The organism is Burkholderia sp. JKS000303 (assembly GCF_002563755.1).
GTDB classification, from domain to species: domain Bacteria; phylum Pseudomonadota; class Gammaproteobacteria; order Burkholderiales; family Burkholderiaceae; genus Burkholderia; species Burkholderia anthina_B.
In genome coordinates this window covers 706124-730626 of the sequence record NZ_PDBZ01000003.1, presented here as the reverse complement: position 1 = coordinate 730626, position 24503 = coordinate 706124, and the positions used below count along the sequence as shown (strand labels likewise).

Annotated in this window: 22 protein-coding genes; 10 read left to right on the top strand and 12 right to left on the bottom strand. The window is 67.1% G+C overall.

Features of this window, described 5'->3' with window-relative positions:
• Positions 1-32: 32 nt before the first annotated feature.
• The 3 genes from BX604_RS31245 to BX604_RS31235 all read right to left on the bottom strand — a co-directional run bounded on the left by BX604_RS31245 (position 33) and on the right by BX604_RS31235 (position 4758).
• Positions 33-1616, bottom strand: coding sequence for a DUF3138 family protein (locus BX604_RS31245; protein WP_098554661.1), 1584 nt, complete (start codon positions 1614-1616; stop codon positions 33-35).
• Between the two features lie 90 nt (positions 1617-1706).
• Positions 1707-2822 (bottom strand): polyamine ABC transporter substrate-binding protein, encoded by a 1116-nt coding sequence (locus BX604_RS31240; RefSeq protein ID WP_098554660.1) that lies wholly within the window; start codon positions 2820-2822, stop codon positions 1707-1709.
• Between the two features lie 211 nt (positions 2823-3033).
• A complete protein-coding gene (locus BX604_RS31235) occupies positions 3034-4758 on the bottom strand; it encodes an amidohydrolase (protein ID WP_098554659.1) in 1725 nt (574 codons plus the stop codon).
• 229 nt (positions 4759-4987) lie between these two features.
• Here BX604_RS31235 and BX604_RS31230 point away from each other — a divergent pair, with 229 nt between their 5' ends.
• Complete coding sequence (locus BX604_RS31230; protein ID WP_098554658.1) at positions 4988-5818, top strand: helix-turn-helix transcriptional regulator; 831 nt, start codon at positions 4988-4990, stop codon at positions 5816-5818.
• 16 nt (positions 5819-5834) lie between these two features.
• Here BX604_RS31230 and BX604_RS31225 read toward each other — a convergent pair whose 3' ends face one another.
• From BX604_RS31225 to BX604_RS31210, 4 genes are all read right to left on the bottom strand, one after another.
• Positions 5835-6755 carry a LysR family transcriptional regulator gene (locus BX604_RS31225; RefSeq protein WP_098554657.1) on the bottom strand — a complete coding sequence of 307 codons (921 nt, stop codon included), beginning with the start codon at positions 6753-6755 and terminating at the stop codon, positions 5835-5837.
• Between the two features lie 134 nt (positions 6756-6889).
• Positions 6890-8080 (bottom strand): MFS transporter, encoded by a 1191-nt coding sequence (locus BX604_RS31220; protein WP_098554656.1) that lies wholly within the window; start codon positions 8078-8080, stop codon positions 6890-6892.
• A gap of 90 nt (positions 8081-8170) precedes the next feature.
• Positions 8171-9631: an NAD(P)/FAD-dependent oxidoreductase gene (locus tag BX604_RS31215; RefSeq protein WP_098554655.1), complete on the bottom strand. Its 1461-nt coding sequence runs from the start codon at positions 9629-9631 to the stop codon at positions 8171-8173.
• A gap of 214 nt (positions 9632-9845) precedes the next feature.
• The gene (locus BX604_RS31210) at positions 9846-10190 is read right to left on the bottom strand and encodes a cupin domain-containing protein (protein ID WP_027789860.1); all 345 of its coding nucleotides are present in this window, start codon (positions 10188-10190) and stop codon (positions 9846-9848) included.
• A gap of 482 nt (positions 10191-10672) precedes the next feature.
• Here BX604_RS31210 and BX604_RS31200 point away from each other — a divergent pair, with 482 nt between their 5' ends.
• The 5 genes from BX604_RS31200 (at position 10673) to BX604_RS31180 (ending at position 16275) form a co-directional block, all read left to right on the top strand.
• Positions 10673-11581 (top strand): helix-turn-helix transcriptional regulator, encoded by a 909-nt coding sequence (locus BX604_RS31200; RefSeq protein WP_098554654.1) that lies wholly within the window; start codon positions 10673-10675, stop codon positions 11579-11581.
• Positions 11582-11720: 139 nt separating this feature from the next.
• Positions 11721-12671, top strand: a complete 951-nt coding sequence (gene speB, locus BX604_RS31195; RefSeq protein WP_098554653.1) for an agmatinase — start codon at positions 11721-11723, stop codon at positions 12669-12671.
• Positions 12672-12701: 30 nt separating this feature from the next.
• A complete protein-coding gene (locus BX604_RS31190) occupies positions 12702-14183 on the top strand; it encodes an aldehyde dehydrogenase family protein (protein ID WP_098554652.1) in 1482 nt (493 codons plus the stop codon).
• Positions 14184-14300: 117 nt separating this feature from the next.
• Positions 14301-14822 (top strand): hypothetical protein, encoded by a 522-nt coding sequence (locus BX604_RS31185; RefSeq protein WP_257146479.1) that lies wholly within the window; start codon positions 14301-14303, stop codon positions 14820-14822.
• 109 nt (positions 14823-14931) lie between these two features.
• A complete protein-coding gene (locus tag BX604_RS31180) occupies positions 14932-16275 on the top strand; it encodes a DUF2325 domain-containing protein (protein WP_098554651.1) in 1344 nt (447 codons plus the stop codon).
• Between the two features lie 29 nt (positions 16276-16304).
• Here BX604_RS31180 and BX604_RS31175 read toward each other — a convergent pair whose 3' ends face one another.
• The 4 genes from BX604_RS31175 to BX604_RS31160 all read right to left on the bottom strand — a co-directional run bounded on the left by BX604_RS31175 (position 16305) and on the right by BX604_RS31160 (position 18858).
• Positions 16305-16628, bottom strand: a complete 324-nt coding sequence (locus BX604_RS31175) for a winged helix-turn-helix domain-containing protein (RefSeq protein ID WP_098554650.1) — start codon at positions 16626-16628, stop codon at positions 16305-16307.
• Positions 16629-16733: 105 nt separating this feature from the next.
• A complete protein-coding gene (locus BX604_RS31170; protein ID WP_098554649.1) occupies positions 16734-17225 on the bottom strand; it encodes a molybdopterin-dependent oxidoreductase in 492 nt (163 codons plus the stop codon).
• A 141-nt stretch (positions 17226-17366) separates the two neighbouring features.
• Positions 17367-18134 carry a DeoR/GlpR family DNA-binding transcription regulator gene (locus tag BX604_RS31165; RefSeq protein WP_098554648.1) on the bottom strand — a complete coding sequence of 256 codons (768 nt, stop codon included), beginning with the start codon at positions 18132-18134 and terminating at the stop codon, positions 17367-17369.
• 43 nt (positions 18135-18177) lie between these two features.
• Positions 18178-18858 (bottom strand): MgtC/SapB family protein, encoded by a 681-nt coding sequence (locus BX604_RS31160; RefSeq protein WP_098554647.1) that lies wholly within the window; start codon positions 18856-18858, stop codon positions 18178-18180.
• 260 nt (positions 18859-19118) lie between these two features.
• On the opposite strand from BX604_RS31160, the gene BX604_RS31155 reads away from it, so the two are divergent.
• From BX604_RS31155 to BX604_RS31140, 4 genes are all read left to right on the top strand, one after another.
• Positions 19119-20063 (top strand): choline ABC transporter substrate-binding protein, encoded by a 945-nt coding sequence (locus BX604_RS31155; RefSeq protein ID WP_098554646.1) that lies wholly within the window; start codon positions 19119-19121, stop codon positions 20061-20063.
• Positions 20064-20086: 23 nt separating this feature from the next.
• Positions 20087-20767, top strand: coding sequence for an HAD family hydrolase (locus BX604_RS31150; protein WP_098554645.1), 681 nt, complete (start codon positions 20087-20089; stop codon positions 20765-20767).
• A gap of 167 nt (positions 20768-20934) precedes the next feature.
• Positions 20935-21072 carry a hypothetical protein gene (locus tag BX604_RS39825; RefSeq protein WP_257146477.1) on the top strand — a complete coding sequence of 46 codons (138 nt, stop codon included), beginning with the start codon at positions 20935-20937 and terminating at the stop codon, positions 21070-21072.
• A gap of 103 nt (positions 21073-21175) precedes the next feature.
• Positions 21176-23626, top strand: coding sequence for a phosphocholine-specific phospholipase C (locus tag BX604_RS31140; protein ID WP_098554643.1), 2451 nt, complete (start codon positions 21176-21178; stop codon positions 23624-23626).
• Between the two features lie 60 nt (positions 23627-23686).
• Here the strand turns inward: BX604_RS31140 and BX604_RS31135 are convergent, their stop codons facing one another.
• A complete protein-coding gene (locus BX604_RS31135; protein WP_098554642.1) occupies positions 23687-24346 on the bottom strand; it encodes a M24 family metallopeptidase in 660 nt (219 codons plus the stop codon).
• Between the last annotated feature and the right edge of the window lie 157 nt (positions 24347-24503).

Here is a 24503-nt window from a genome sequence, read left to right as displayed (position 1 = left end):
CGACGACAGGCGACGGCAGGCGATGGCCTCGATCAGAACGCGTAGATGAACTGCATCCCGGCCAGGTCGTTGCTGCGCCCGTAGGTGCCGTTGCTCCTCAGGAACACCGGATGGTTCGCCGCGTCGTGGCGATACTCGACCTTCACGGTGATCTGCTGGGTCGGATAGAACAGCAGGTCGGCCGTGATCGCATAGCGCTGTGCGCCCTTGCACTCGGTGCCGTTCGTCGCCGAACCCTGGAAGCACGACGGGTCGATGCCGAAGCCGCTCGACCCGTTCACCGACGGATTGCCGCCCGCGAGCCCGTACTGGATGTTCGTGCCGCCACCGCCGTTCGCCGTGTTGTTCAGGTAGTCGACGCGCAGCGTCGCGCCCATCCGGCCGACCCACGCCGACGTCCACTTCGTATGGCCGAGCAGCGACATCCCGTACCAGCGCGCGGTGCCGCCGTTCCACGCGCCCTTCTGCAGTTCGCCGTAGTCGACCTGCGCGTTGATCTGCGTCTTGTCGTGCGTATAGGTCATGTCGGCTTCCACGTACTTGTAGAGGCCCGTCGGCGACGATCCGTTGCACTGGTAACCGTAGCCGCCCGCATCCGCGCACGGCGAGAACAGCGACTGCCGTCCGAGCATGCCGGAAATCCCGAAGTCGAATGCGGTCGACGTCGCGTTGTCGAAGCGCGCGGTGATGGTCGGTGTCCAGTTGGTCTTGGTCGTGTTGTTCGCCGCGTTCGCGATCGCGCCGGCCGTGCGCAGCACCTCGTTGCCGATGATCACCTGCCAGAAGCGCGTCATCGCGTCGTTCGAGCCCTTCAACCCGATACCGACCAGATTGCCCGGTTCGCTGAAGTCGTACAGCAAACCATGCGTGAGCGTGAGCATCTGGTTCGACGGCTGCACTTCGTAGCCGGCGAGGCTCGTCATCATCCCGGCCTCGAAGGTCTTCGTCGTGCCGAGCGGCACGTTGACCTGCGCCTGCGTGATGATGTTGTTGCCGATGCCGCCGTGCGCGTTGCTGAACACGTTGCCGAAGCCGCGGTTCGGCTGGATCACGATCTCGGCCGACGGCGCCATCGGGCCGACGCCGAAGGTCTTCTTGATGTCGAGGTAGACGTCGCCGATCGTGCTGTTGAAGTAGTCGTACGCACCCGGATCGTGGTTCAGGAACTGGAACCCGGACGTGCGCTGCGCGCGGTTGAACAGGTACACCGGATCGATGTAGCCGGTGATGCTCAGGCCCGCGAGCGGGCCGGTCGTCGCGGCTTCCTGCAGCGAGTCGACCTTCAGCGACGCGTTCGCGATCTGCTCGCGCATCTGCTGCAGGTCGTCGTTCGTGAACGCGGGCGCGGCATCCGCTGCCGGGGTGGCGGCCGCCGCCGTGTTGATCGTGCCGATCGGCGCGCCGCCTGCCGATGCCGGGGCAGCGCTTGCGGTCGCCGGCGCCTTCGCCGCGAGCATGCTCGCGCGCAGCTCGGTCACCTGTTGTTGCAGCGCGGTGACCTGCGCCTGCAGCGCCTTCATCTTGCCGGAGTCGGTCGCATCGCGCGGCGTGTGTGCGAATGCCGATGCCGCGTCGAACGCGAGCAGGCACAGCGCCGTCATGTGTTTGATTTTCATGTCGTGTGGGAATCGTCGGGACGAGCGCGCCCCCGCCCGCCGCGAGGGGCGGCGGGGCGCGCGCAAACGAAAGCGGGGAACGGGGTCGGCTTACTCGGTCTTCAGCTTGGTCCAGAGCCGGTTCTGCAGGCGCATCAGCTCGGGCGGGACCGGCTTGCTGAGGCTCAGCTTGCGGATCACGTCGGCCGGCGGGAACACGGCCGGATCGCTCGTCACTTCCGCACGCACGAGATGCTTCGACGACGGCACCGCGGACGGATACGACGTGTCGTTGGTCAGGTTCGCGCTCTCCTTCTCCGACAGCACGAAGTTGACGAACTTCTGCGCGGCGTCCGGATGCGGCGCATCCTTCGGGATCGCCATCATGTCGAACCACATCGCGCTGCCTTCGCTCGGGATCACGTACTTGATGTGATACGGCTTCTTCGCGGCGGCGGCCGCGATGCGCGCGGAGTTCACGTCGCCCGACCAGCCGAGCGCGAGACAGATGTCGCCGCCCGCGAGATCGTTGATGTAGCTCGTCGAGTTGAACTGCGTGATATACGGCCGGACCGTCTTCAGCAGTTCGTACGCGGCCTGGTAGTCGGCCGGGTTCGTCGTGTTCGGATCTTTCTTCAGATAGACGAACGCCATCCCGAACGCGTCGACCGGCGAATCGATCACCGACACGCCGCAGCTTTTCAGCTTGCTCGCGTACTTCGGATCGAACAGCAGCGACCAGCTGTCGAGCGGCGCGCCGTTGCCGAGCACGGCCTTCACCTTCTCGACGTTCATCCCGAGCCCGTCGGTGCCCCACGTCCACGGAATGCCGTACTGGTTGCCCGGATCGTCCTTCGACAGCACCTTCATGATTTCAGGATCGAGCAGCGCGTAGTTCGGCACCTGGGCCTTGTCGATCTTGCGGTAGATGCCGGCCTGCAGCTGCCGCGCCCAGAAGATGTCGGACGGCACGACGACGTCGTAGCCCGACGTGCCCGACAGCAGCTTCGCCTGCAGCGTCTCGTTCGAATCGAACTCCTGGTAGACGACCTTGATGCCGGTCGCCTTCTCGAAGTTCGCGACCGTCTGCTTGCCGATCGAGTTGCCCCAGTTGTACACGTTGACGACATCCGCCGCGTGCGCCGAGGGCGCGCCGAACCACGCGAGCCCGCCCAGCGCGAGCGCCGCGCATGCCGTACGCAACGTGTTGTTCCAGTCTCCTGCCATGTTTTCCTCCGTCGATATCATGAGCCGTTCATCACGAACGGTGTTTCGTTCGGTCAGGAAAATGTAGCCAGAGGAAATTGGCCGGTCTGCCCTGCCAACAGGGGGACACGCCGCACAATCGGCGCGCGGCGCAAGCGGTTTGAAAGCCATCCCGTCACCGCTTCGCCGCTTCGCCGCGTCGTCGTCGCATCGCCGCCGCTTCCGCCCCCGCTCAGCGCGCGCCGATGCCCGTGCGCGCGCCGAAATCCTCGCCCACGTGCGTCACGCCGCCGCCCATCATCGTCAGCGCGACGTCGATGCGGCCGATGTCGTACTGGCCGACCTCGAACAGGTCGTTCTCGAGCACGACGAGATCCGCGCGCTTGCCGGGCGTCAGCGAGCCGACCTCGTGCTCCATCCCGAGCTGATACGCGCCGTGGATCGTGTACGCGGCGATCAGCTGCGGAATGCTCAGGCGCTCGGCGATGTCCGGGAACACCGGCGCGTCGGGCTCGCCCGCGAGCTGGCGCGTGTGGCCCGATTCGATGTGTTCGAGCGGCTTGTGCTGGCAGCGGCACTGGCACGCGAGGCCATCCATCCCGATCGACACCGTCACGCCCGCCTCGACGAACGTGCGGAACTTGTACATGTTGCTCCAGCGCTCGTGCCCGTAGTGATCGCGCAACTGCTCGGTGTACGCATCGACCACGCCCCATTGCAGCTGCGTGTTCGCCATCACGCCCGCGCGGCGGAAACGCGGGATGTCGTCCGGATGCGTGAGGAACGCGTGCGTGATCACGTGGCGGCGATCGCGCGGCGGGTTGTCGCGGTTGACCATTTCGAAGCCCTCCAGCGCCATCCGCACGGCCGCGTCGCCCACGCAGTGCACCATCACGTTCACGTTCGCGCGATCGGCTTCGACGAGGTAGCGGTTGAACGTGTCGGCCGGCATCGTCGGCGCGCCGCAGGTGTCGGGGCGGTCCGCATACGGCTCCAGCAGATACGCGGTGTGGTTCGCCTCGGTGCCGTCGAGGAACAGCTTCAGCGCGCGCGCCTTCACGAGCGGCGAATCGTATTGCTCGCGATATTTCACCAGCGTGCCGACCGGATCGTCGATCTCGCCGATCACCGCGACGCTGCCGACCACGCGCAGCTTCAGGTCGCCCGCGCGCTCCATCGTCTGCAGCGTCTCGTACAGCAGCGACTGGTCGCCGCTCGCATCGAAGAAGCCCGCATCGAACACGGTCGTCACGCCGGCCGCGCACAGCTTCTTCTGCCACGGCGGAATCGACTTCAGGTACAGATCCATGCCGGTCGGCAGCAGCCCGGCCGCGCTGATCCGCTGCATCAGGATCGAATACGCGGCGCCGTCGACCACCAGCCCGGTCGGCTCGCCCGTCACCGCGTCCTTCTCGAACCAGCTCGCGCCTTCCTGCACCGGCGGCGTCGACGCGTCGATGCCCGCGATCTCCAGCGCCTTCGAGTTCACCCACATCGAATGGAAGTCGGTCGACAGCAGGCACACCGGGCGATCCGCGCAGATCGCATCGAGCGTTTCCTTGCGCAGCAGCTCGGGCGGGATCGTCGCCTGCACCCAGCCCATCCCGGTGATCGCCGGCTCGTCCGGATGCGCTTCCACGTATGCGCGCAGCGCGCCGAGCACCTTCTGCGGATCCTCGTAGTTGACGAACGCCTGGAACGCGAACGCGGTCGTCTCGAAGTGCCAGTGCGATTCGACGAAGCCCGGCAGCACCAGCCGCCCGCCCGCATCGACGACCCGGGTCGCCGCGCCGACATGCGCGTGCACGCCCGCGGTATCGCCGACGTAGACGATCCGGCCGTCGCGCACCGCGACGGCCTGCGCCCACGGGCGGTGCGGATCGACGGTGTAGACCTTCGCGTGCGTCAGCACGAAATCCGCCGGCGCCGCGGCCGGGTGCGTCGATTGATTCTGCATTGCCTGTCCTTTCCGGTTTTCGAAGTACTTTCACTATAGGCAGACGATATGCACGGGTCTGCCCCCCCGGCGCCGGGGCTTGCGCGGAATCGGGCGGTGCGCGGCGGGTTGCTTGTCGTCAATGTGGGGACAACGCGCGACACGGGCCGCAAAATCCGGTGAATTCCCGGCAGACGCGCACGCGGGCTTCGCGTAACGTCGCGCTGTCATCCGCTCGACTCCGCCCACCATGCGACTTCTCCATCCCGATCCCGCCACGCCAGGCCACTATCTGGTCGGCGTGCGGCCCGGCTCGCTCGGCGCGACGCTGCGCGCGGTCGGCACGCCCGACTTCATCGGCGCGATCACCGCGTTCGTAAACGACAGCATCGCGGCCGACGCCGTGCATCTCGAACGCTGGCGCGCCGACACGGGCAGCGCGTCCGGTCACGTCGTCGAGTGGCTGGGCAGCGGCAGCACGCGCTATGCGTCGGACACGCTGCGCGTGATGGATGCGTACTACCAGGACTACTGCCACGTCGATCCGCTGTTCGCGCCGCTGCGCGGCAAGGCCGGCACGCTGCTCGTGCAGCGTCATATCGACGGGCTCGCGCAGGGCGACTTCCGCCGCCGCATCTTCGACGAGCCGCGCATCGCGCAGGAATGCGTGCTGGTGCACGGCACCGCGCACGTGCAGTACGCGCTCGGGCTCGCGCGCACCGACGGGCAGGCCGCGTTCGCGACCGACGAGCTGTTCCACTTCCGGCAGATGGTCGACCTGCTGTTCCCGATGTTCGAGCTGCATGCACGCTCGTGCGGCGCACGGCGGGTCGCGTCGATGTCGGCGAATGCGGTGTCGTATGCGGGTTTCGATGCGCGTCTCGAACGGCAGCAGGTGCAGCTGTCGCGCCGCGAGCACGAGATCTGCAAGCTGTTGCTGTGCGGGCGTTCGGTGCCCGAGGCCGCGCAGCAGCTCGACGTGAAGCTGTCGACCGCCGAGTCGTACGTGAAGCGCGCGTTCGCGAAGCTCGGCGTGCGCACGCGCCGCGAGCTGTTCGACTGGGTGATGGTCGACTGCTGAAGCGACGCCGCGCGCGCTACGCGGCCAGCGCGACCACCTTGATGTTGAACGCGCGCAGCAGGTCGTCGCAGAACGCATCGACGATCGGCTTGTCGCTCGCGCTGCGCTTCATCGCGAGATGCAGCGGCACGTCGAAGCTGAACGTCGAGCGGCCCACCGCCTTCACGAGCCCGCGCTGCTCGAACGGCTCCGCGTAATGCGCGGGCAGGTAGCCGAGATGGCCGCCCGACAGGATCAGGATCGTCGCGGCCTCGATGCTGTCCGCGCTCGCGGTCACGCGCCGCTCCGGCAGCGGATACTGCTCCTCCGGCACCGGATAGGTGCGCCACACCCAGTCGTGCGCCTGCAGGTCGTCGGCCGACACCGGTCGCGACGCATGAAACAGCGGATGCCCACGCCCGCAGTAGATCACCTGTTCCTCGGTAAACAGCGGCGTGTAGTCGAGCCCCGGCACGCGATGCCAGAAATACCCGATCGCGAGATCGAGCTGGTTGTTGACGAGGCTTTCCTCCAGCTCCTGCGGCGACGCGACCTTCATCGCGAACGTGACGGCCTGGTCGCGCTTGCGGAACGCGCCGATCGCGTCGGCGAGGCGCGCATTCTCGACGAGCGGCGCCTGGCCGATCAGCCCGATCGACAACGTGCCGACCAGCTTGCGGTCGATGTCGCGCACGCGCGCGACGAACTCCGACGTCGCCGCGACCAGCGTGCGCGCGGTCGCCGCGAAGCGCTCGCCCTTCGACGTCAGGCGAAAGCCGCCGCGGCCGCGATCGCACAGCTTGAAGCCGACCCGCGCTTCGAGCGCGGACAGCTGCGTGCTGATCGTCGACTGCCGCACGCCGAGCGACGCCTCGGCGGCCGTGATGCCGCGTGCGTCGACGACGGCCAGAAAGACCCGGATGAGCCGGAGATCGAGATCGGTGGTATTCGAGAACATGCTTCAAGCCACTGCGCATGCGCGCGTTGCCGGGCCGGCACGGCACGACGCGCATCGCGCGCCCCGCCGGCCGCCTTCGCCGATGAACCGAATCGGTCGCGCGCCGCCATCGGCAGCGACGCGCGCCGCGTCCGTCACTCGGGCGTCGCCACGAGCACGCGCTCCATGCCGAACACCGCGGGCCGCAGCCGCACGTAGCAGAGGAACGCCACCGCGCACAGCACGATCGCCGCGATCAGCGCCGACTGCGTGCCGACGCGCTCGATCAGCGAGCCGCCCGCGACCGAGCCGACGCCGTAGCCGAGCGCGACACAGCCCGGCGACAACGCGGCCGACTTGCCGATCAGGTCGTACTGCGGAATCGTCGCGTAGATCAGCAGCGCGCCGCCCGTCCAGCAGCCGATGAACACGATCGCGCCGAGCGTGAAGGTCGCGACCGATGCCGGCATCGCCAGCAGCACGGCCGCGACCGCGCAGCCGCCGAGGTTCACGAGCGTCCAGCGGCGCAGCCCCGCGCCGGCGCCGAGCTTCGGCATCGCCGCGCAGATCACGAGGCTCGCGACGTTCGCGATGCCGAGCACGAGCGATACCGCCTTGCCGCTCAGGCCCGCATCGGTGCCGATCTTCTCGAGGAAGGTCCACACGACGCCCACGCCGCCGTACAGCGCGAGCTGCGCGCACAGCACCAGCATCGCGCCGTTGCGGTCGATGCTGCCGCTCGCGCCATCCGGCGTCGGCGCGGCCAGCGTCTCGCCGCGGCGAAACAGCGGCGTCGCGAGCACGAACGCGCCAAGCACCATCGCGACGAAGCCGAACACGCCATGCGCGCCCCACGTGTCGCTCAGCATCGGGAAGATATACGCGAGCAGCACCATGCTCCACAGCACCTGCCCCATCAACATCATCCCGAGATTGCGCTCCGGCGCACGCGAATACGACAGGTAGCGCAGCGCGATGCCGTTCAGCCCGCCGGAGCCTACGCCCGCGATGAACTGCAGCGCCGAATACGCGACGAGCCCGTGCGTCGCGAGCGTGCCGAGGTTCGCGCCGGCCGCGAGCGCGACCGCCCCCGCGAGCACGAGCCGCACCGGCTGGCGGCCGAGCACGAAGGCGACGAGCAGCGTGCCGGTCGATTCGCCGAGCACCTCGACGAAGCTCGACAGCCCGAGCGCCGCTTCGCCGAAGCCCCAATGACGTTCGACCTGCCCGACGATCGCCGGCAGGCCGAGAAATACCGTCGGCCCGAGAATGCCGAGCAGCAGCATCACGACGACGAACAGCGCGCGTTCCTGTCGCGCTTCATCCTGCAGATTTACACCAGTCATTCCGTGTCTCTCTCCGTGTCCGCGGTGCGGACCGTCCCCTCGAGGGGTTGTTGTCGTGCCGCGGCGGCCGCACCTGCGCCGCCGCGTCGCTTACATCGGGAAGCCCATCGCCTTGATGCCGTTGATCCACGCGCGCTTCCAGCCGCCTTCTTCATCGGCGCCGTCGAACGCATGGAACGTGATCTTCGCGGCGACCCAGCGCATCGGTTCGGGCGGGATGTAGCTCGGGCTCTGGTTCGCGATGTCGAGCTTGCGCTCGGGGCTGTCGCGATCGAACAGGATGTTCAGTCCCATGAACGCGCCGAACCGGCTCGCCGCGACGCCAAAGCCCGTGTAGCCGGCGACGAACACCGCCTTGTCGCCGAGATAGCGCTTCGCGAACACCGAGCCGCGCGAGCAGTAGTCGATCGGGCCGCCCCACGCGTGCGAGAAGCGCACGTCGCCCAGTTGCGGGAACGTGCGGTAGAACGCTTCCGCGAGCCGGAGGTAGGTGTCGCGCTGGCCGTCCTGATGCGGTTCGGGATCGCCGTCGAAGTGATAGCTGACCAGCCCGCCGAAGATGATGTTGTTGTTCTTCGTCAGCCGGAAATAGTTGAGCTGGGTGCGCGTGTCGTACACGCCCTGGCGATTCTTCCAGCCGATCCGCGCGAGCTGTTCGTCGGTGAGCGGCTCGGTCGCGAGCACGTGGTCGCGCACCTGCATCACGCGGCGGTTGATGTCGGGAATGCCGACCTTCGCGGTGCCGCTGCCGAACACGACGCGCGGCGCACGCACGCTGCCCTTCGGCGTCTTCACGAACACCGTGCTGCCTTCGTCGGTCACGGTCGTGAGCGGCGTGTGCTCGTACAGCTTCACGCCGAGCTGCAGCGCCGCGCGCTTGAGCCCCCACGCGAGCTTCGCCGGGTGCACGATGCCGCTGCGATTGCGCGACCACAGCGCGCCTGCGAACAGCGGCGAGTTCAGTTGTTCGAGCGTTTCGTCGCGGTTGAGCAGCACGACGTTGTGCCCGTATTCGCGATGCAGGTCGTAGTCGCCTTTCAGGTGCGCGATGTGCTCCGGGTCGACCGCCACCGTCATTTCGCCGTTCCACTCGATGTCGGCGTCGATGTCGTAGCGCTTCAGCGTTTCCTCGAAACCGTCGAGGTTGTGATGGCCGAATTCCTCGAGCTGCGCGATGTCGTTCGGGAACACGCGCACCGCGTTCGGCAGCCCGTGCATCACCGACGTCGAGATGATCCCGCCCGCGCGGCCCGATGCGCCGTGCGCGACCTTGCCGGCCTCGATCAGCACCACGTTCAGGTGCGGCATCTGTTCCTTCGCCTGCACGGCCGTCCACAGCCCGGTGAAGCCGCCGCCGACGATCAGCAGGTCGGCCGTCACGTCGCCGACGAGTTCCGGCTCGGTGGCCGGCGCGGCCGGGTTGTCGAGCCAGTACGGGAACAGCTTCGTATTCGCGAGCGCGTCGGCGGCGCTCAGTGCGACCGGTGCGCCGCGCGTGGCGTGTGCGTGAGCCGGTGCGGCTTGTGTTGCTTCGTTGACTTCCATTTCCATGATCCCAGCCATCCCACGTGAAACGCGGCCCGCGCCCGTCATGCATGCGCGGCGTGCCGATTTCGCCGATAGCGATGATCGGCGCAGGCGCCGCAAGCCGCGACCCGTTCCGGCGGAACGCGCGTGACGGACGTCGCTTGCGGTCGATCGAAAACACAACCGCCGCCGGGCCCGCGTCAACCTGACGACGACGCCGCGGCAGCGGTTGCTCACATCACGACTTCTCGAGCAGCACGTAGAACTTCTTCGCGTCCTCGATCGTCTCCCAGCGGCCCGCGAAACCGGCCGGCAGCAGGTAGCCCTGGCCCGGCGTGAATTCCTTGCGGTTGCCTTCGACGTCGGTCAGCGCGATCCGGCCCTCGACCAGCCACACGGCTTCGTCGGCGGCGGTTTCGGGAAACTCCACGGAGCCGACCTTGCCTTCCCACCAGCCGATGAGGTAGTTGCCGCTCTTGCCTTCGGCCGCGCGCCAGTCGCTTTCGTCCATCCCGAAGTCGAGCTTCGTGAATTCGCCGATGCCTGCGCCGAGCGGCAGGATGTCCTTGATCAATTTGGTCATTTGAATCTTTCGTCTCTTGATTGAAAAAAGCAGAGACAAAGTTACTCATTTACCTTGCCCCGGTATGCCCCCCTTCGGGGGGGACAAACCGCGTTTTCCGGGTGCGCAGGGGTGGCAGGACTCCGTACCGTATTTCCCCCTACTGACGTTTTCCGTTGCACCCGCTAAAATCGCGCCGCCTTAAGGGCCTGTTCCCGCTCATAACGGGCTTGCGCTGGCCATCAGCAGGGCCGAGCGCAAGGACTGCGACGAAGCGAATACCGAGCGTATTCGCAAGGAGCATGACGCAGCGACCGGCCCTGCTGATGGCCAGCCCGACGAATGTATTTTTTATATCAGGGGAACGTGCGTTGCCGGCCGTATTGCGGCGTCGATCGTCGCTTGTTTGGCTCAGCCAAACGGCGCTCCTCACTCCTTGCACTACGACCGGCAACACACGTTCGCAAGCCCGTTATGAGCGGGAACAGGCCCTTGGGAACCGCATGCTGCTCAACGTGAACCCCTTCCACCGCGACACCGACCGCTTCAACGTGTCGTTCAAGGCGCTGGGCGAGCTGATCGAGACGGTCGGCACGCCGCACTTCGTGCCGCGCCTCACGCAATTGCTGAACGACGTGGTGCCGCTCGACGTCGCGCACGTCGAACGTTCGCGCGTCGACGGCTCGATGCCCACCGGCTACCGCTGCGAATGGATCGGCAGCAGCGGCATCGGCACCGAGGCCGCCGAAATCTCTGACGTGATGACGCTCTATTACGAGCGCTTTCTCGACAGCGATCCGCTGTTCGCGGGGCTGCGCGGCAAGACGGGCACGATGCTGGTCGTGCGCGACATCGCGGCGATTCCGCCCGGCGAATTCCGCCAGCGGATCTACGACGACGTGCAGATCGGCCACGAATGCGTGCTCGCGCGCGGCACCCGCTATGCGCAGCATTCGATCGCGCTGGAGCGCGGCCGCGACCGTCCGCCGTTCACGCTCGCCGAGATGAACCGCTTTCGCAGCATCAGCGACGTGCTGTTCCCGCTGCTCGAACTGCACGCGTCGACCACCGCCGCGCGTCGCGTCGCGCATCCGACGCCCGAAGTGCATCCGCTCGCGCAGTTCGATGCGCGGATCGCGGCCGACGGCGTGAAGCTGTCCAGGCGCGAATACGAAACCTGCAAGCACCTGCTCTCCGGCAAGACCGTGCCGGAAACCGCCGACATCCTCGGCGTGCGCGTCGCGACGGCCGAGTCGTACGTGAAGCGGGCATTCCAGAAGCTCGGCGTGCGCACCAAGCGCGAGCTCGCCGCATGGGGCTCGGCCGTGCCGGCGTTCCCCTCCGCCGCTTCCCACGGCACCGCCATCGCTGCCGACGACGACCACGACGCACCGCCCGCGATCGCCGGCTGATCGCTCGCGCCGCGTCGATGCCGCAGCGCCACTCGCATCGAGACCCGTCGATGTAAACGTTGCGACTTCAAAATCTTCGGGCCCGCGTTCTCCTCTACCATCGGCCGATCGTTTTTCACCAGAAAGAGGAGACGGCACCATGCACCGCGAACTGAACCAACCGATGGGCGGCAACGAGATGCCTCGCTTTGGCGGCATCGCCACGATGATGCGCCTGCCGCAAGCCAACACGACCGACGGCCTCGACGTGTGCTTCGTCGGCGTGCCGCTCGATCTCGGCACGTCGAACCGCTCGGGCTCGCGCTTCGGCCCGCGCCAGATCCGTACCGAATCCGTGCTGCTGCGCCCGTACAACATGGCCACGCGCGCCGCGCCGTTCGATTCGCTGCAGGTCGCCGACATCGGCGACGTCGCGACCAACCCGTACGACCTGAAGGATTCGGTGCGCCGCATCGAAGAGGCGTACGACGAGATCGTCGCGAACGGCTGCCGGCCGATCACGCTCGGCGGCGACCACACGATCGCGTGGCCGATCCTGCGCGCGCTGCACAAGAAATACGGCAAGGTCGCCGTGGTCCACATCGACGCGCATGCGGACGTGAACGACACGATGTTCGGCGAGAAGATCGCGCACGGCACGCCGTTCCGCCGCGCGGTGGAAGACGGCCTGCTGCAATGCGACAAGGTCACGCAGATCGGCCTGCGCGGCACCGGCTACCACGCCGAAGACTTCGACTGGTGCCGCCAGCAGGGCTTCACCGTCGTGCAGGCGGAGGAATGCTGGAACAAGTCGCTCGCGCCGCTGATGGCGCACGTGCGCGAGCGCGTCGGCGACACGCCGGTGTATCTCAGCTTCGACATCGACGGCCTCGATCCGTCGTTCGCGCCCGGCACCGGCACGCCGGAAATCGGCGGACTGTCGGTGCAGCAGGGCCTCGAGATCATTCGCGGGATGAAGGGGCTGAACATCGTCGGCGCGGATCTCGTCGAAGTGTCGCCGCCGTACGATCCGACCGGCACCACCGCGCTCGTCGGCGCGAACCTCGCGTTCGAAATGCTCTGCGTGATGCCGGGCGTCGCCTACCGCTGATCCGCCCATCCGACCGACAGGAAAACCGTCATGTCCACCGCTGAGCTTTCCCCTTCCGCCGCGACGCGCGTGCTGCCCGCCGCGCGTATCGCCGGCCGGCCCGTGCGCACGCATTCCGATGAAGCCGGGGCGCCGATCTTCAACGCATCGACCGGCGAGACGATCGGCTGGCAGGAATTCGCGACGGCCGCGCACGTCGATGCCGCGGTTCGCGCCGCGCATGACGCGTTCGCCGGCTGGCGCGACACGCCGCCCGCCGAGCGCGGCCGCCTGCTCGCGAAAATCGCCGAGCGCGTCGAAGCCGACCGCGAGCGACTCGCCGCGCTGCAGATGCAGGTGAGCGGCAAGCCGCCGTTCGAAGCCGATGCCGACGTCGGCGACGTCGTCGCAACCTTCGCGTATTACGCGCAGCTGTGCGACAACCCGGCGCTGTTCGCCGCCGAGTCCGTCGCACTGCCGAGCGACGCCGTCGCGGCCGAGCGCTTCTACGACGCCGTCGGCGTCGCCGCGCTGATCATGCCGTGGAACTTCCCGATGGTCACGACCGCGTGGAAGCTCGCGCCCGCGCTCGCGGCCGGCTGCACCGTCGTGCTGAAGCCGTCCGAGCTGACGTCGCCGACCGAGCACGCGCTGCTCGACCTGATCGCCGAAGCCGGCGTGCCGGACGGCGTCGTCAACGTCGTGAACGGCGGCGCCGACGTCGGCGCGGCGCTGACCGCGCATCCGCTGATCGACAAGATCTCGTTTACCGGCAGCACGGCCGCCGGCCGCAAGGTCATGCAGGCCGCGGCCGAGGACATGAAGCGCGTGACGCTCGAACTCGGCGGCAAGTCGTCGCTGATCGTGCGCGACGACGCCGATCTCGACGTCGCGGTGTCGCTCGCCGTCGCGGGCGCCTTCACCAACGCAGGCCAGATGTGCTCGGCCACCGCGCGCATCCTCGTGCACGACAGCGTCTATCGCAGCTTCATGGCCGCGTTCGAGACGGCCGTGCGCGCGCTCGTCGTCGCGCCGCCGGGCACCGGACAGGTCGCGATGGGGCCGATGATCTCGGCCGCGCAGCGCACCCGCGTCGACGCGATGCTCGAACGCGGCATCGCGGCGGGCGCGCGCGTCGCGTTCAGCGGCCGCGTGGCCGACAGCGGCGGCGACGGCTTCTTCATGGCGCCCGTCGTGGTCGCGGAACCGGCCGCCGACAACCTGCTGTGGACCGACGAGGTATTCGGCCCGGTCGCGTGCGTGAAGTCGTTCCGCACCGACGACGAGGCGATCGCGCTCGCGAACGACACGCGCTACGGGCTCGTCGCAACGATCGTCACGCAAGATGCCGACGTCGCGAAGCAGTTCCAGTCGCGCGTGCGTGCCGGGCTCGTGTGGATCAACGCGCCGCAGCTCATCTATCCGCATGTGTGCTGGGGCGGCTTCGGGTTGAGCGGGATCGGCCGCGAACTCGGCGTGACGGGCCTGCGCAGCTACCAGGAACTGCGCCACGCGATGCGCGCGATCGGTTGACCAGGGCGGCCTTTCAGGCCGTTGGCGGCGCCGTGCCCGGTGGGGCGGCGCCGTTTTTTTTACACTAGCGATATATTCCGTAGAATATATCGACATCAGCACCACCGGAGAACCACCATGCCCCGCACGCCGACGGATCGCGCCCCGTTGCGCGCCGCACGCGCCCACGCGCCTGCGCCGACCTTGACGCGCGGCATCAGCGCACTCAGACCGTTGCCGAGCGACGGTCGCGCGCAGCAGGTCACGGACGTCGTCGACGCGTTCCGGCGCCTGCGCGGCAGCGTCATGCGCTTCATCCGGCTGTTCTCGGCCACGACGGACGACACGCTGTCCGCGCTGAGCCTGCGCGAACTGCTGGCGACGCTCGAAAGCGACGCACGCGCCGCACGCTTCACACGCCTGCCCGCGCTCGAACGGGCGATCGGTCAGGCCCGCAGCCTCGAACGCACCCGCGACGACGTGTTCTCCGACGCGTTCAGCAACGACCCGGCCGCGATGCGCAACGCGGTGGCCGCGCTGGAGCGCGTCGACGTGCTGCTGGTCGGACTGTGCGTCGAACACGTGATGGAACGCCATATGCAGCCGCCGTCGCCCGGCGCGCGCCACGCGTCGCACCCCGAGTCCGCCGTGCCCTGCTGAGCCGCGCACCCGGCGTTTCCCCGGAATTTCGTGCGTTATATTCCGTGGTATATTTCGCCAATCTTTCGCGCATCCGTCTCCGGCCCACCGGGCCCGGATCGAGGTCCACATGCACGCTCCGCCCTTTCGCCTGGCCCGCACGGCGGGCCTGCCGTCGTCCGGCGGCACTTCGCCCGCCGACGCCGCACGAATCGACGCCTGCTGCGCGCCGTCCCGAGCGCAACATGTCGAACTGAAGCGCCGCACGCGCCTGTCCGAGCTCGATTCGAACCTGCACTGCTCGATCATCGGCACTTGCCTGACCACGCACGAGCTGCGCAAGCTCGTGCCGAAATTCACCGATCTGGACCGTCAGCGCGCCACCGACCTGGAAATCCACCACGCGGCCGTCGAGCTTGCGATCGAGGGCGCGGCCGGCGGCAAGGCGCTGCACAAGGCGCTCGACGAACGCTATGCGGGCGCGATCCGTGCGTTCGACAAGGCAAAGGATGCGGACGCACTCATCGCGCTGTGGCAGGACGCGCTGAAAAGCGGCGACATCCCGCCCGCGTACTGGGCGCTGATGACGCATCCGCGCACCACGATGAGCGTGCGCCAGGCCGCGTTCGGCGACCTGCACATGCTGTCGCATCTGGTCGGCGCGGCGAATCGGGCGGATATCCGCCGGCTGGTCGCGTTCGAGGAAGAGAATGCGGCGCTGCACGCGAAGATCGAACGGCAGCAGGCGCGCCTGCACGAGATGAGCGTCGAGCGCGACGCGGCGCTGAAGGAACTGGATGCGTGCCGCGCACGCGAGAGCGCGCAGCCGATGAGCGCCGAAAGCGTGCTGCGCGACGAAGTCCGCGAGCTGCGCGAAGCGCTGGCCGCGCGCGACGAACGTCTTGCGCTGCACACGAGCCGCCGCGAGGCCGCGGAACAGCGGATCGCCGCGGAACAGGCGAGTGCCCGCGCGATGCGCGCGCGGCTCGACGACCTGATGGCGATGGTGAAGACGTTGCGCGCCGAAGCGAGCGCGATCGAACAGGCGGTGCAGGCGTCGAACGACGATCCGGCCGCCCCCGCGGCGGAATCGCTGTCGATCCTGCAGCACAAGCGGGTCGTCTATGTCGGTGGCCGGCCCGGCTCGAACCGGGTGATCCGGCGGATCGTCGAAACGGCGGGCGGCGCAATGACGTTGCACGACGGCGGCATCGAGGACCGCAAGGGCCTGCTGGCCGCGGCGTTGCCGGGCGCGAACCTCGTCGTGTTTCCGGTCGACTGCATCGACCATGATTCGGTGAACCTGCTCAAGCGGATGTGCGAGCGTCACCAGATCGCGTACTACCCGCTACGAACCGCGAGCGTCGCCAGTTTCGTCGAATTGATCGGGCGGCTCGATGCGCATGCGCGCGAGGTCATGCCGCCGGATGCGCAGGCGGGCGAAGCGTCGCGCTTCTGCCTGCGGCACGGCTAGGCCACCGGCACCGCGCGACTGCGCAATCCTCAGCGGCGCACCAGCTTCGTCAGCGCGGTGATTTCGTCCGCGCACGCCGCGTAGGCACGCTCCTCGATCTCGCGATAGAGGCGGATGATTTCTTCGCCGACCGGCGTGAGCACGCTGCCGCCGCCGCTCTGGCCGCCGTGCTCGGACATCGTCGCCGGCGACTTCAGCGACCGGTTCAGTTCGTCCATCAGCAGCCACGCGCGCCGGTACGACATCTCCAGACTGCGCGCCGCCGCCGAAATCGACCCGTGCTCGCGCACCGCCTCGAGCAGCGCAACCTTGCCAGGCCCGAGCGCGATCGTGTCGCCCTGCTGGATGCGCATTCTGAACCGCACCGCTGGCTTGGGGTGTGCCGAAGTCTTCATGTTGTCTGCCGGTTGAACGATGCGGGCAAGCATACACGAAGGCAGGCCCGGCGCAGCGCCGGCTCAGAGCGCCATCACGCGCGCGACGATCCCCGCCAGCCGCTTCACGTGGCGCGGCGCGGGCATGACGTCCGCGCCGGAGAACAGCAGCGGCGCGCCGTCGTCGATCGACAGCGGTGTGTCGCCGCATTCGAATGCGACGATCACGCGTTCGCCGACCGGCGTGTTGAACAGTTCGTGCCAGGAAAACGTGACCGCGTAGCCGTCGTGCGCATACGCGATGAACACCATGCGCTTGAAGTCGCCCGGCATGTCGTTGCGCAGCCCGGCCGCGTCGATCAGGTCCTTCAGCCGCGCGCCGCGATACGGTTCGACCGAGCGGATGAAACGGTTCGTCGTGAAGCAGCGCAGGTCGAACGGCTCGGCGTTCACGCACGCGTGGCGCCGCAAGTCGTCGAGCGTGACCGTCATCGGCCGCTCGAATGCGCCGGCCAGCGCGATCGAACCCACCGCTGCCTCATGCGCCGAAGGCGCCATCGTGCCTGCCATCTCCATCGCCCGCCTCCGTGCCGGCGCCGCCGGGCGGCACCATCGTTGTATCGACGGATATATTACGCCGGGAAACGGCCGCGCGACAGAAGGCTGCCCGCATGGGCGGAATAACCGCGCGGATCGGGCCCCGCACGCCGGTCTGGATCACGACAGCACGATGTTCCCGATGGCCTTCCTGATGTGCTTGTAGCTGTCGACCGACTCCGCCTTCTGGTCCGTCACCAGCGTGCCGATCCGCGCGGGTTCGCAAAAGCCGATCCGGCTCGTCGTGCCGAGCTTGCTGAAGTCGGCGAGGATCGCGACGTCCGCCGCGTTGGTCACCATCGCGCGCGCGACTTCCGTTTCCATCCGGTCGTAGTTCGTCGCGCCGCGCACGTGATCGACGCCGACCGGCGACAGCAGCGCGAGATCGGCCCGGTAGCGGAAGATCTCGGTGATGGTCCCGTCGCCGACCGTCGCGGCCGCGCGGCTGCCGATCATCCCGCCGAGCAGGATCGTTTCGTTCTTCGCCTGCCCGGGGTCGCTCGAGCGCATCTTCAGCGCGACGTCGATCGAGTTCGTGACGATCGTGAGGCCGGACAGCTTCGACAGTTCCTCGGCCAGCAGCGTGGTGGTCGTGCCCGCGTCGATGAAGAGCGTCTGCGAGCCGGTGACGAGCCGGGCCGCGGCGCGCGCGATCGCGAGCTTCGCCTTCACGTGCGTTTGCGCGCGCTCGGCGATCGGCGCTTCGTCGCCCACCTGCACCGCGCCGCCGTGCACGCGCTTCAGCTCCCCCATCGCCTCGAGGTCGACGAGATCGCGCCGCACGGTTTCCCGCGACACGTTCAGGTCGGCCATGATCCGGTCGGTGGAGACGCGCTGCATCTTCGATAACAGAAGCCGGATCCTCTGATATCGCTCTTCTTGCCACATGAAATGTCCTCGGAAATGAACGTCAATATTATTCGAACCGGGTCTACGCGGCGCTCTCCTCCATCTTTTTGATGCCGACGAGGGTCTGCAGGGATTGACGGACCGCCTGGAACTCGCTGCTCGTCATCTTCGAGAACACCACATGGATCCGGTCGTCGTCCGGCGTCGTGTCGTCCTGCTCGATGATGAACTGGACGATGCGCGCCTGATCGATCCCGGGCATCGCCTGCAGCGACGTCAGCTTCACCGCGCCGCGCCGCGCGAGAATGCGCACACCCCAGCGCTGCCGCGCGGCGAAGAAGCGTTTCTCGATCGGCTTGAGGCCCGCGAGGATCGCCAGCACGATCGCCGTCGCGGCGATCGCGGCGACGTACATCCCGCCGCCCACCGCGAGCCCGACCGCCGCCACGACCCACAGGCTCGCCGCCGTCGTCAGGCCGCGGATGATCTCGCCGCGCAGCATGATCGACCCGGCGCCGAGAAAGCCGATGCCCGACACGACCTGTGCGGCGACCCGCGACGGATCGAGCGACACGTTCTTCGCGTTCTGGATGTCCGCGAAGCCGAACGCGGACACCACCATCACCAGCGCAGCGCCGACGGCCACCAGCATGTGCGTGCGCAACCCGGCCGCCCACGACAGCCGCTCGCGCTCGATACCGATGATGCTGCCGAGCAATGCGGCCAGCAGCAGCCGGGAAATGATTTCCATCTGACTGATCATTCGAGGTCTCCTTCCTTTACCCAACTTGATGAATCGCGGGCCGCGCGGCATGCCGTACGACTTCGCCTGCTTTCGTTTTCCTGACGAGCCAGCCTCATCGCAAGTTGTATTTTTGTGTGAACTTGCGATTTTGTGCGTTCTAATATACGGTACGAAACACAACACAGCTAGACCCAGATTCGCTTGTTTCATCCGATCAATACGATCGAAGTCGGACCTCTCTCACAACACGATCCGGAATACTTGCTTAGGAGACCAACATGACGAACAAGGTATGGATGCTGGCCGCAACGCTGGTCGCGTCGATCGCGACGGCTCCCGTTCACGCATCCGAAGGCGACGTCTGCAAGAAGGTGACGCTCGGCGATGTGGGCTGGAGCGACATCGCGGCCACCACCGGTGTCGCGATGATGTTGCTCGACGGGCTCGGCTACGAAACCAGCAAGACGATCGCGTCGCCGCCGATCGTGCTGGCCGGCGTGAAGAAGGCGCAGATTGATGCGTTCCTCGGCTACTGGGATCCGAGCATGACGCCGACGGTGAAGCCGTTCGTCGATGCGGGCGCCGTGCACCAGTTGCCGCAGCCGAACCTCGTCGGCGCGCGCTACACGCTGGCCGTGCCGCAATTCGCGGCGGACAAGGGCCTGAAGAGCTTCGCCGACATCGCCAGATTCCGCGACCAGCTCGACGGCAAGATCTACGGGATCGGCGCCGGCAACAACGGCAACGCGCTGATCCAGCGCATGATCGACAAGAACGAGTTCAGCCTGGGCGGCTTCAAGCTCGTCGAATCGAGCGAGGCCGGGATGCTGGTCCAGGTGACGCGTGCCGTGCAGGAACACCGGATGATCGTGTTCCTCGCGTGGGAACCGCATCCGATGAACATCAACTACAGGATTTCCTATCTGGAAGGCGGCGACAGCGTGTTCGGCCCGAACTACGGATCGGCGAAGGTCTACACGCTCGTCACGCCGGGCTACCTCGAACACTGCCCGAACGTCGGCCGGCTGCTGACCAACCTCAAGTTCACGACCGACGAAGAAAACCAGTTGATGGTGCCGATCATGAATCACGCCGATCCGGTCGCGGTCGCGAAGGACTGGGTGAAGAAGAACCCCGGCGTGCTGTCGAAGTGGCTCGACGGTGTCACGACCATCGACGGCAAGAACGCCAAGGACGCGATCGACAAGCTGATCGGCGCGTAAGCCCGCAATACAAGGACTTTTACATGCACAAGAATCTCGCGCTGTTCGATCTCGATCACACGCTGCTGCCGCTCGACAGCGATCAGGCCTGGGGCCGCTTCATCACCCGGGTCGGCTGGCGGGAAGACCACGAGCACGCAGCGCTGATCGACGAGCACTACGGCCACTACGCGGCCGGCACGCTCGACATGGACGCGTATCTGGCCGTGACGCTCGCGCCGCTCACCCGCTATCCGCGGGCGCAGCTCGAGCGCTGGCACGCGCAGTTCATGGACGAAGTGATCCGGCCGGCCATCACGCAGCAGGCGCGCGCGCTGGTCGATCGCCATCTCGAGAACGGCGATCTCTGCTGCATCGTCACCGCGACCAACGTGTTCGTGACGGGGCCGATCGCGGCCGAGTTCGGGATCGAGCACCTGCTCGGCATCGAACTCGCTACCGACGACGGCACGCCCGGCGGGCAGTTCACCGGGCGCAGCACCGGCGTGTTGAGCTTTCGCGAAGGGAAGATCGTACGCACCACCGAATGGCTGAATTCGCTCGGCTACGCGCCGTCGGATTTCGAACGGACCTACTTCTACAGCGACTCGATCAACGACGTGCCGTTGCTGGACTACGTCACGCATCCGGTCGCGACCAATCCCGATGCGCGGCTGTCGGACGTCGCCGACACGCGCGGCTGGCCTGTCATGAAGTTGTTCTGATTCGGGCGATATTCTCGGCTGTTCATTTCATGTCAGGAGGGGCAATGAAATCAGGAACAGGTACGACGGATTTCAATCACTCAGGAATCCGACTCGAATCGGGTCGGTGCGGCACCGCACCGCTGCCAGGTACGGAACACCGCGTTCCGCACTGGCGCGGTGTCGTCATGATCGCGCTCATTTGCACGCTGGCCGGTTGCGGCGATGGCGACTCCAGCGCACCCGGCAATCTCGCCGCGAACCACGCGTCGGTGTCGAGCCCGGCCGCCGCGCCGGTCCTGCACTGCGCCACCGCCTGCCACTGACGGGCGCACGCCCACGTCCGCACGACGGCCGTCGCCATGCGCCGCGCACGATGCGCGGCAGCGCCCGGCCGGTCCGAGCGGTCACTCACGACAAAGAGCGATCATGCAAAACACCTCCACGACACGACGTCAGTTCCTCGCCGATGCGCTGAAGCTCGCGGGCGCCACCGCGGTTACCGGCCTGCTGCCCGAAAGCATCCTGCGCGCGCAGTCGATCCCGGCAGCCACCGTCACCGGCACCCTTCAGGACGTGAAGCACGTCGTGATCCTGATGCAGGAAAACCGGTCGTTCGACCACTACCTCGGCACGCTGCGCAGCGCGCGCGGCTTCGGCGACCCGCGCCCGGTCGTGATTTCGAGCGGCTATCCGGTCTGGCGCCAGCCGTGGCTGCTGTCCTACGTGTTCCCGTTCAACCCGTCGCCGCCGGCCGGCGTCGCGAACGGCGACACTTACTACGGCGACCTCGACCACAGCTGGAGCGGCACGCACAGCGCATGGAACAACGGCCGCTACGACAACTGGGCCGACGCGAAGACCAGCGGCACGATGTATTACTTCACGCAGAACGACATCCCGTTCTATTACGCGCTGGCGAGCGCATTCACCGTGTGCGACGGCTACCACTGCTCGATGCTCGGCCCGACGGACCCGAACCGCCTGTATCTGTGGACCGGTTGCTGCGGCAACGTTCCCGGCTACGCGCCGTACACGACCAACACGATGACCGGCACCGGCTGGACCACGATGCCCGAGCGGCTGAATGCAGCCGGCGTCACGTGGAAGTTCTACCAGGACAAAGGCAACGGGCTGGATTCGGGCCACGGCTACGGCGAATACAACGGCTCGAGCAAGGATCTCTGGTGGAACGGGAATTACGGCGACAACGTGATTCTCAACTTCAGGCAGTACCAGAACCTCGGCGCGAACGATCCGCTCGCGCCCGCGCTCGACGGCACGCAGATCGACCCGAGCGGCGGCGGCACCGAATACGACACGCGCCTGTTCAGCCAGTTGCAGGCCGACGTCGCGAACGACACGCTGCCGCAGGTATCGTGGATCGCCGCGCCGTACGCGTACTGCGAGCATCCGTCATGGGCCGCGAGCGGCGGCGAATGGTATGTGAGCAACGTGCTCAATGCGCTGACGTCGAACCCGAAGGTCTGGGCCAGCACGGTGCTGCTCGTGATGTACGACGAGAACGACGGGCTGTTCGATCACGTGCCGCCTGCCGTACCGTCGAGCGCGTCGGCGGGCACCGGCCAGTCGACCGTGTCGACGGCCGCCGAATTCGTCGGCAGCAGCGGTGCGGCGTCCGACGGTTCGGCGAGCGGCGACGTGCCGATCGGTCTCGGCCCGCGCGTGCCGATGTTCGTGATCTCGCCGTGGTCGAAAGGCGGCAAGGTCAATTCGCAGGTCTTCGATCACACATCGGTGATCCGCTTTCTGGAAGCGCGCTTCGGGCTGCAGGAAACCAACATCACGCCGTGGCGGCGCAGCGTGTGTGGCGATCTCACATCGGCGTTCGACTTCACGAACCCCGACCAGACGATTCCGGCGATCCCGAGCCCGGCCAGCAACATGAACCCGAACGGCCTGACGGTCATCATCCCGCCGGCCACCACCACCGCGGTGCCTGCGCAGACAGCCGGCCGCAACGCCGCATGCCGGCTGCCGTACGAGTTCTTCGTGCAGGGCAAGGTGAACCGGTCCGGCAAGACGCTCGCGCTGACGATGACCAACACCGGCACGGCAGGCGTGCATCTGCAGGCGTGGGTCGACGGCACCAGCACGATTCCGCGTCAATACACGATCGGCGCCGGTGCGAACGCGTGCACGAACCTGGCGGATACGCTTGCGCTGAATTCGACCGGCGGCTACGACTATTCGGTCTACGGACCGAACGGATTCCTGCAGACGTTCCGCGGCAGCATCGGCGCGTCGGGAAATACGGGGTCATCGGCCGAAGTGAGCCTCTGCTACGACGTGCAGAACGGCAACGTGCAGATCACGCTGGACAATACCGCGGGATCGGGCGCGACGACGTTCCAGCTCGTCGACAACGCGTACGGGATGAACGCCGCGCAGTCGGTCAGCGTGCCGGCCGGCGCGACGCAGGCCATCACGTGGTACGGCGACGCCGGCTGGTACGACGCGAGCATCCGCGACGCGAACGATCCGAACTTCCTGCGTCGCGTGGCCGGTTGCGTGCAGGCGCAATCCGGCGCGCTGCTGACCGATTCGGCGATCGGCAATACGAACGGCAAGTTCGTCCCGGTGCTGTCGTCGCAGGGGGCGTCCTACGGCACGCTGCGCTTCGACTATGTCGTGCCGCCGTGGCGCCACAGCCCGAAGAACTGGGTCGGCATCTATGCACGCGGTGCGCAGCCGACCAAGGGCGGCTACAAGTCGTGGGCGTATCTGCCGAAAAGCACCGGCTCGCTGCTGTTCTCGTCGACCGCCAACAGTTCGCTGGCGTCGGGCCAGTACGATGCGTGGTTTCTGTTCGACGACGGCTATACGCCGCTGGCGGGCCCCGTCGCGATCAGCATCTGAGGTGCGCTGTCCACCCGGCGACGCGCGTTTGCTGCGCGTCGCCGGGCGCCCTGCTCACGCCTATACGAGCAGGTCTTCGTAGAACGCGCCGAACGGCCGCGTCGGGTGTGCGATCTGGATTTCCAGGATCCACACCCCGGCAGCCGGCGCGCCGTCGAAATCGCCGAGATTGCCGGCCTTGTAGATCGCGTGCGGGAAATCGCTGACGCGATGGCCCTTGATGTCGACGTTCAACCGGAAGCCGTGCGCGTCGGCGCGCTGCGCCGCGAATTCGTACAGCGCGATGCCCGCGCATCCGGTGCTGCGCCAGTGGTGCTCGACTTCGTCGTAAATGACGCGCGCGGCTTGCGCGCACGCCTGCATGTCCGGATCGTCGCCGCAGACGAAGGTCGCGCCCGCGTCGCCCTCGTGCTTGCTCCACACCGCGCCGAGGTCGATGAAGAAGATGTCGTCGGCCGCGAGTACCGGGTCGTCGATCGAGCGCTCCTTGAAGGTGCGCAGCGTGTTCTCGCCGAAGCGCACGAGGATCGGATGCCAGATGCGGTCCATCCCGAGTTCCTTGAGCACACGCAACCCGAGCGCGTTGGCCTCCGATTCCCGCATGCCGGGCCGGATGCCGGCCGCGATCGCGTCGACGGCTTGCCACGTCATGGTTCTTGCATGCTGCATCGCGTCGAGCGAAAAGGCTTCGCCGACGGCTTCCCGGTGCGTCGAATTCAAAATGGTGCTCCCGTGCCAATGAATGTGGGTTCGTGCGTTCGACTATCGTTTCGATATGCGCCGTTGAATATAGCGCGTTCCGCGCCGATGCGTCGCGTGGCTGCGGTGTTGCGTGCCGTCACGGCAAAACGGGCGCCCCACCGGAGCGCCCGCCCTG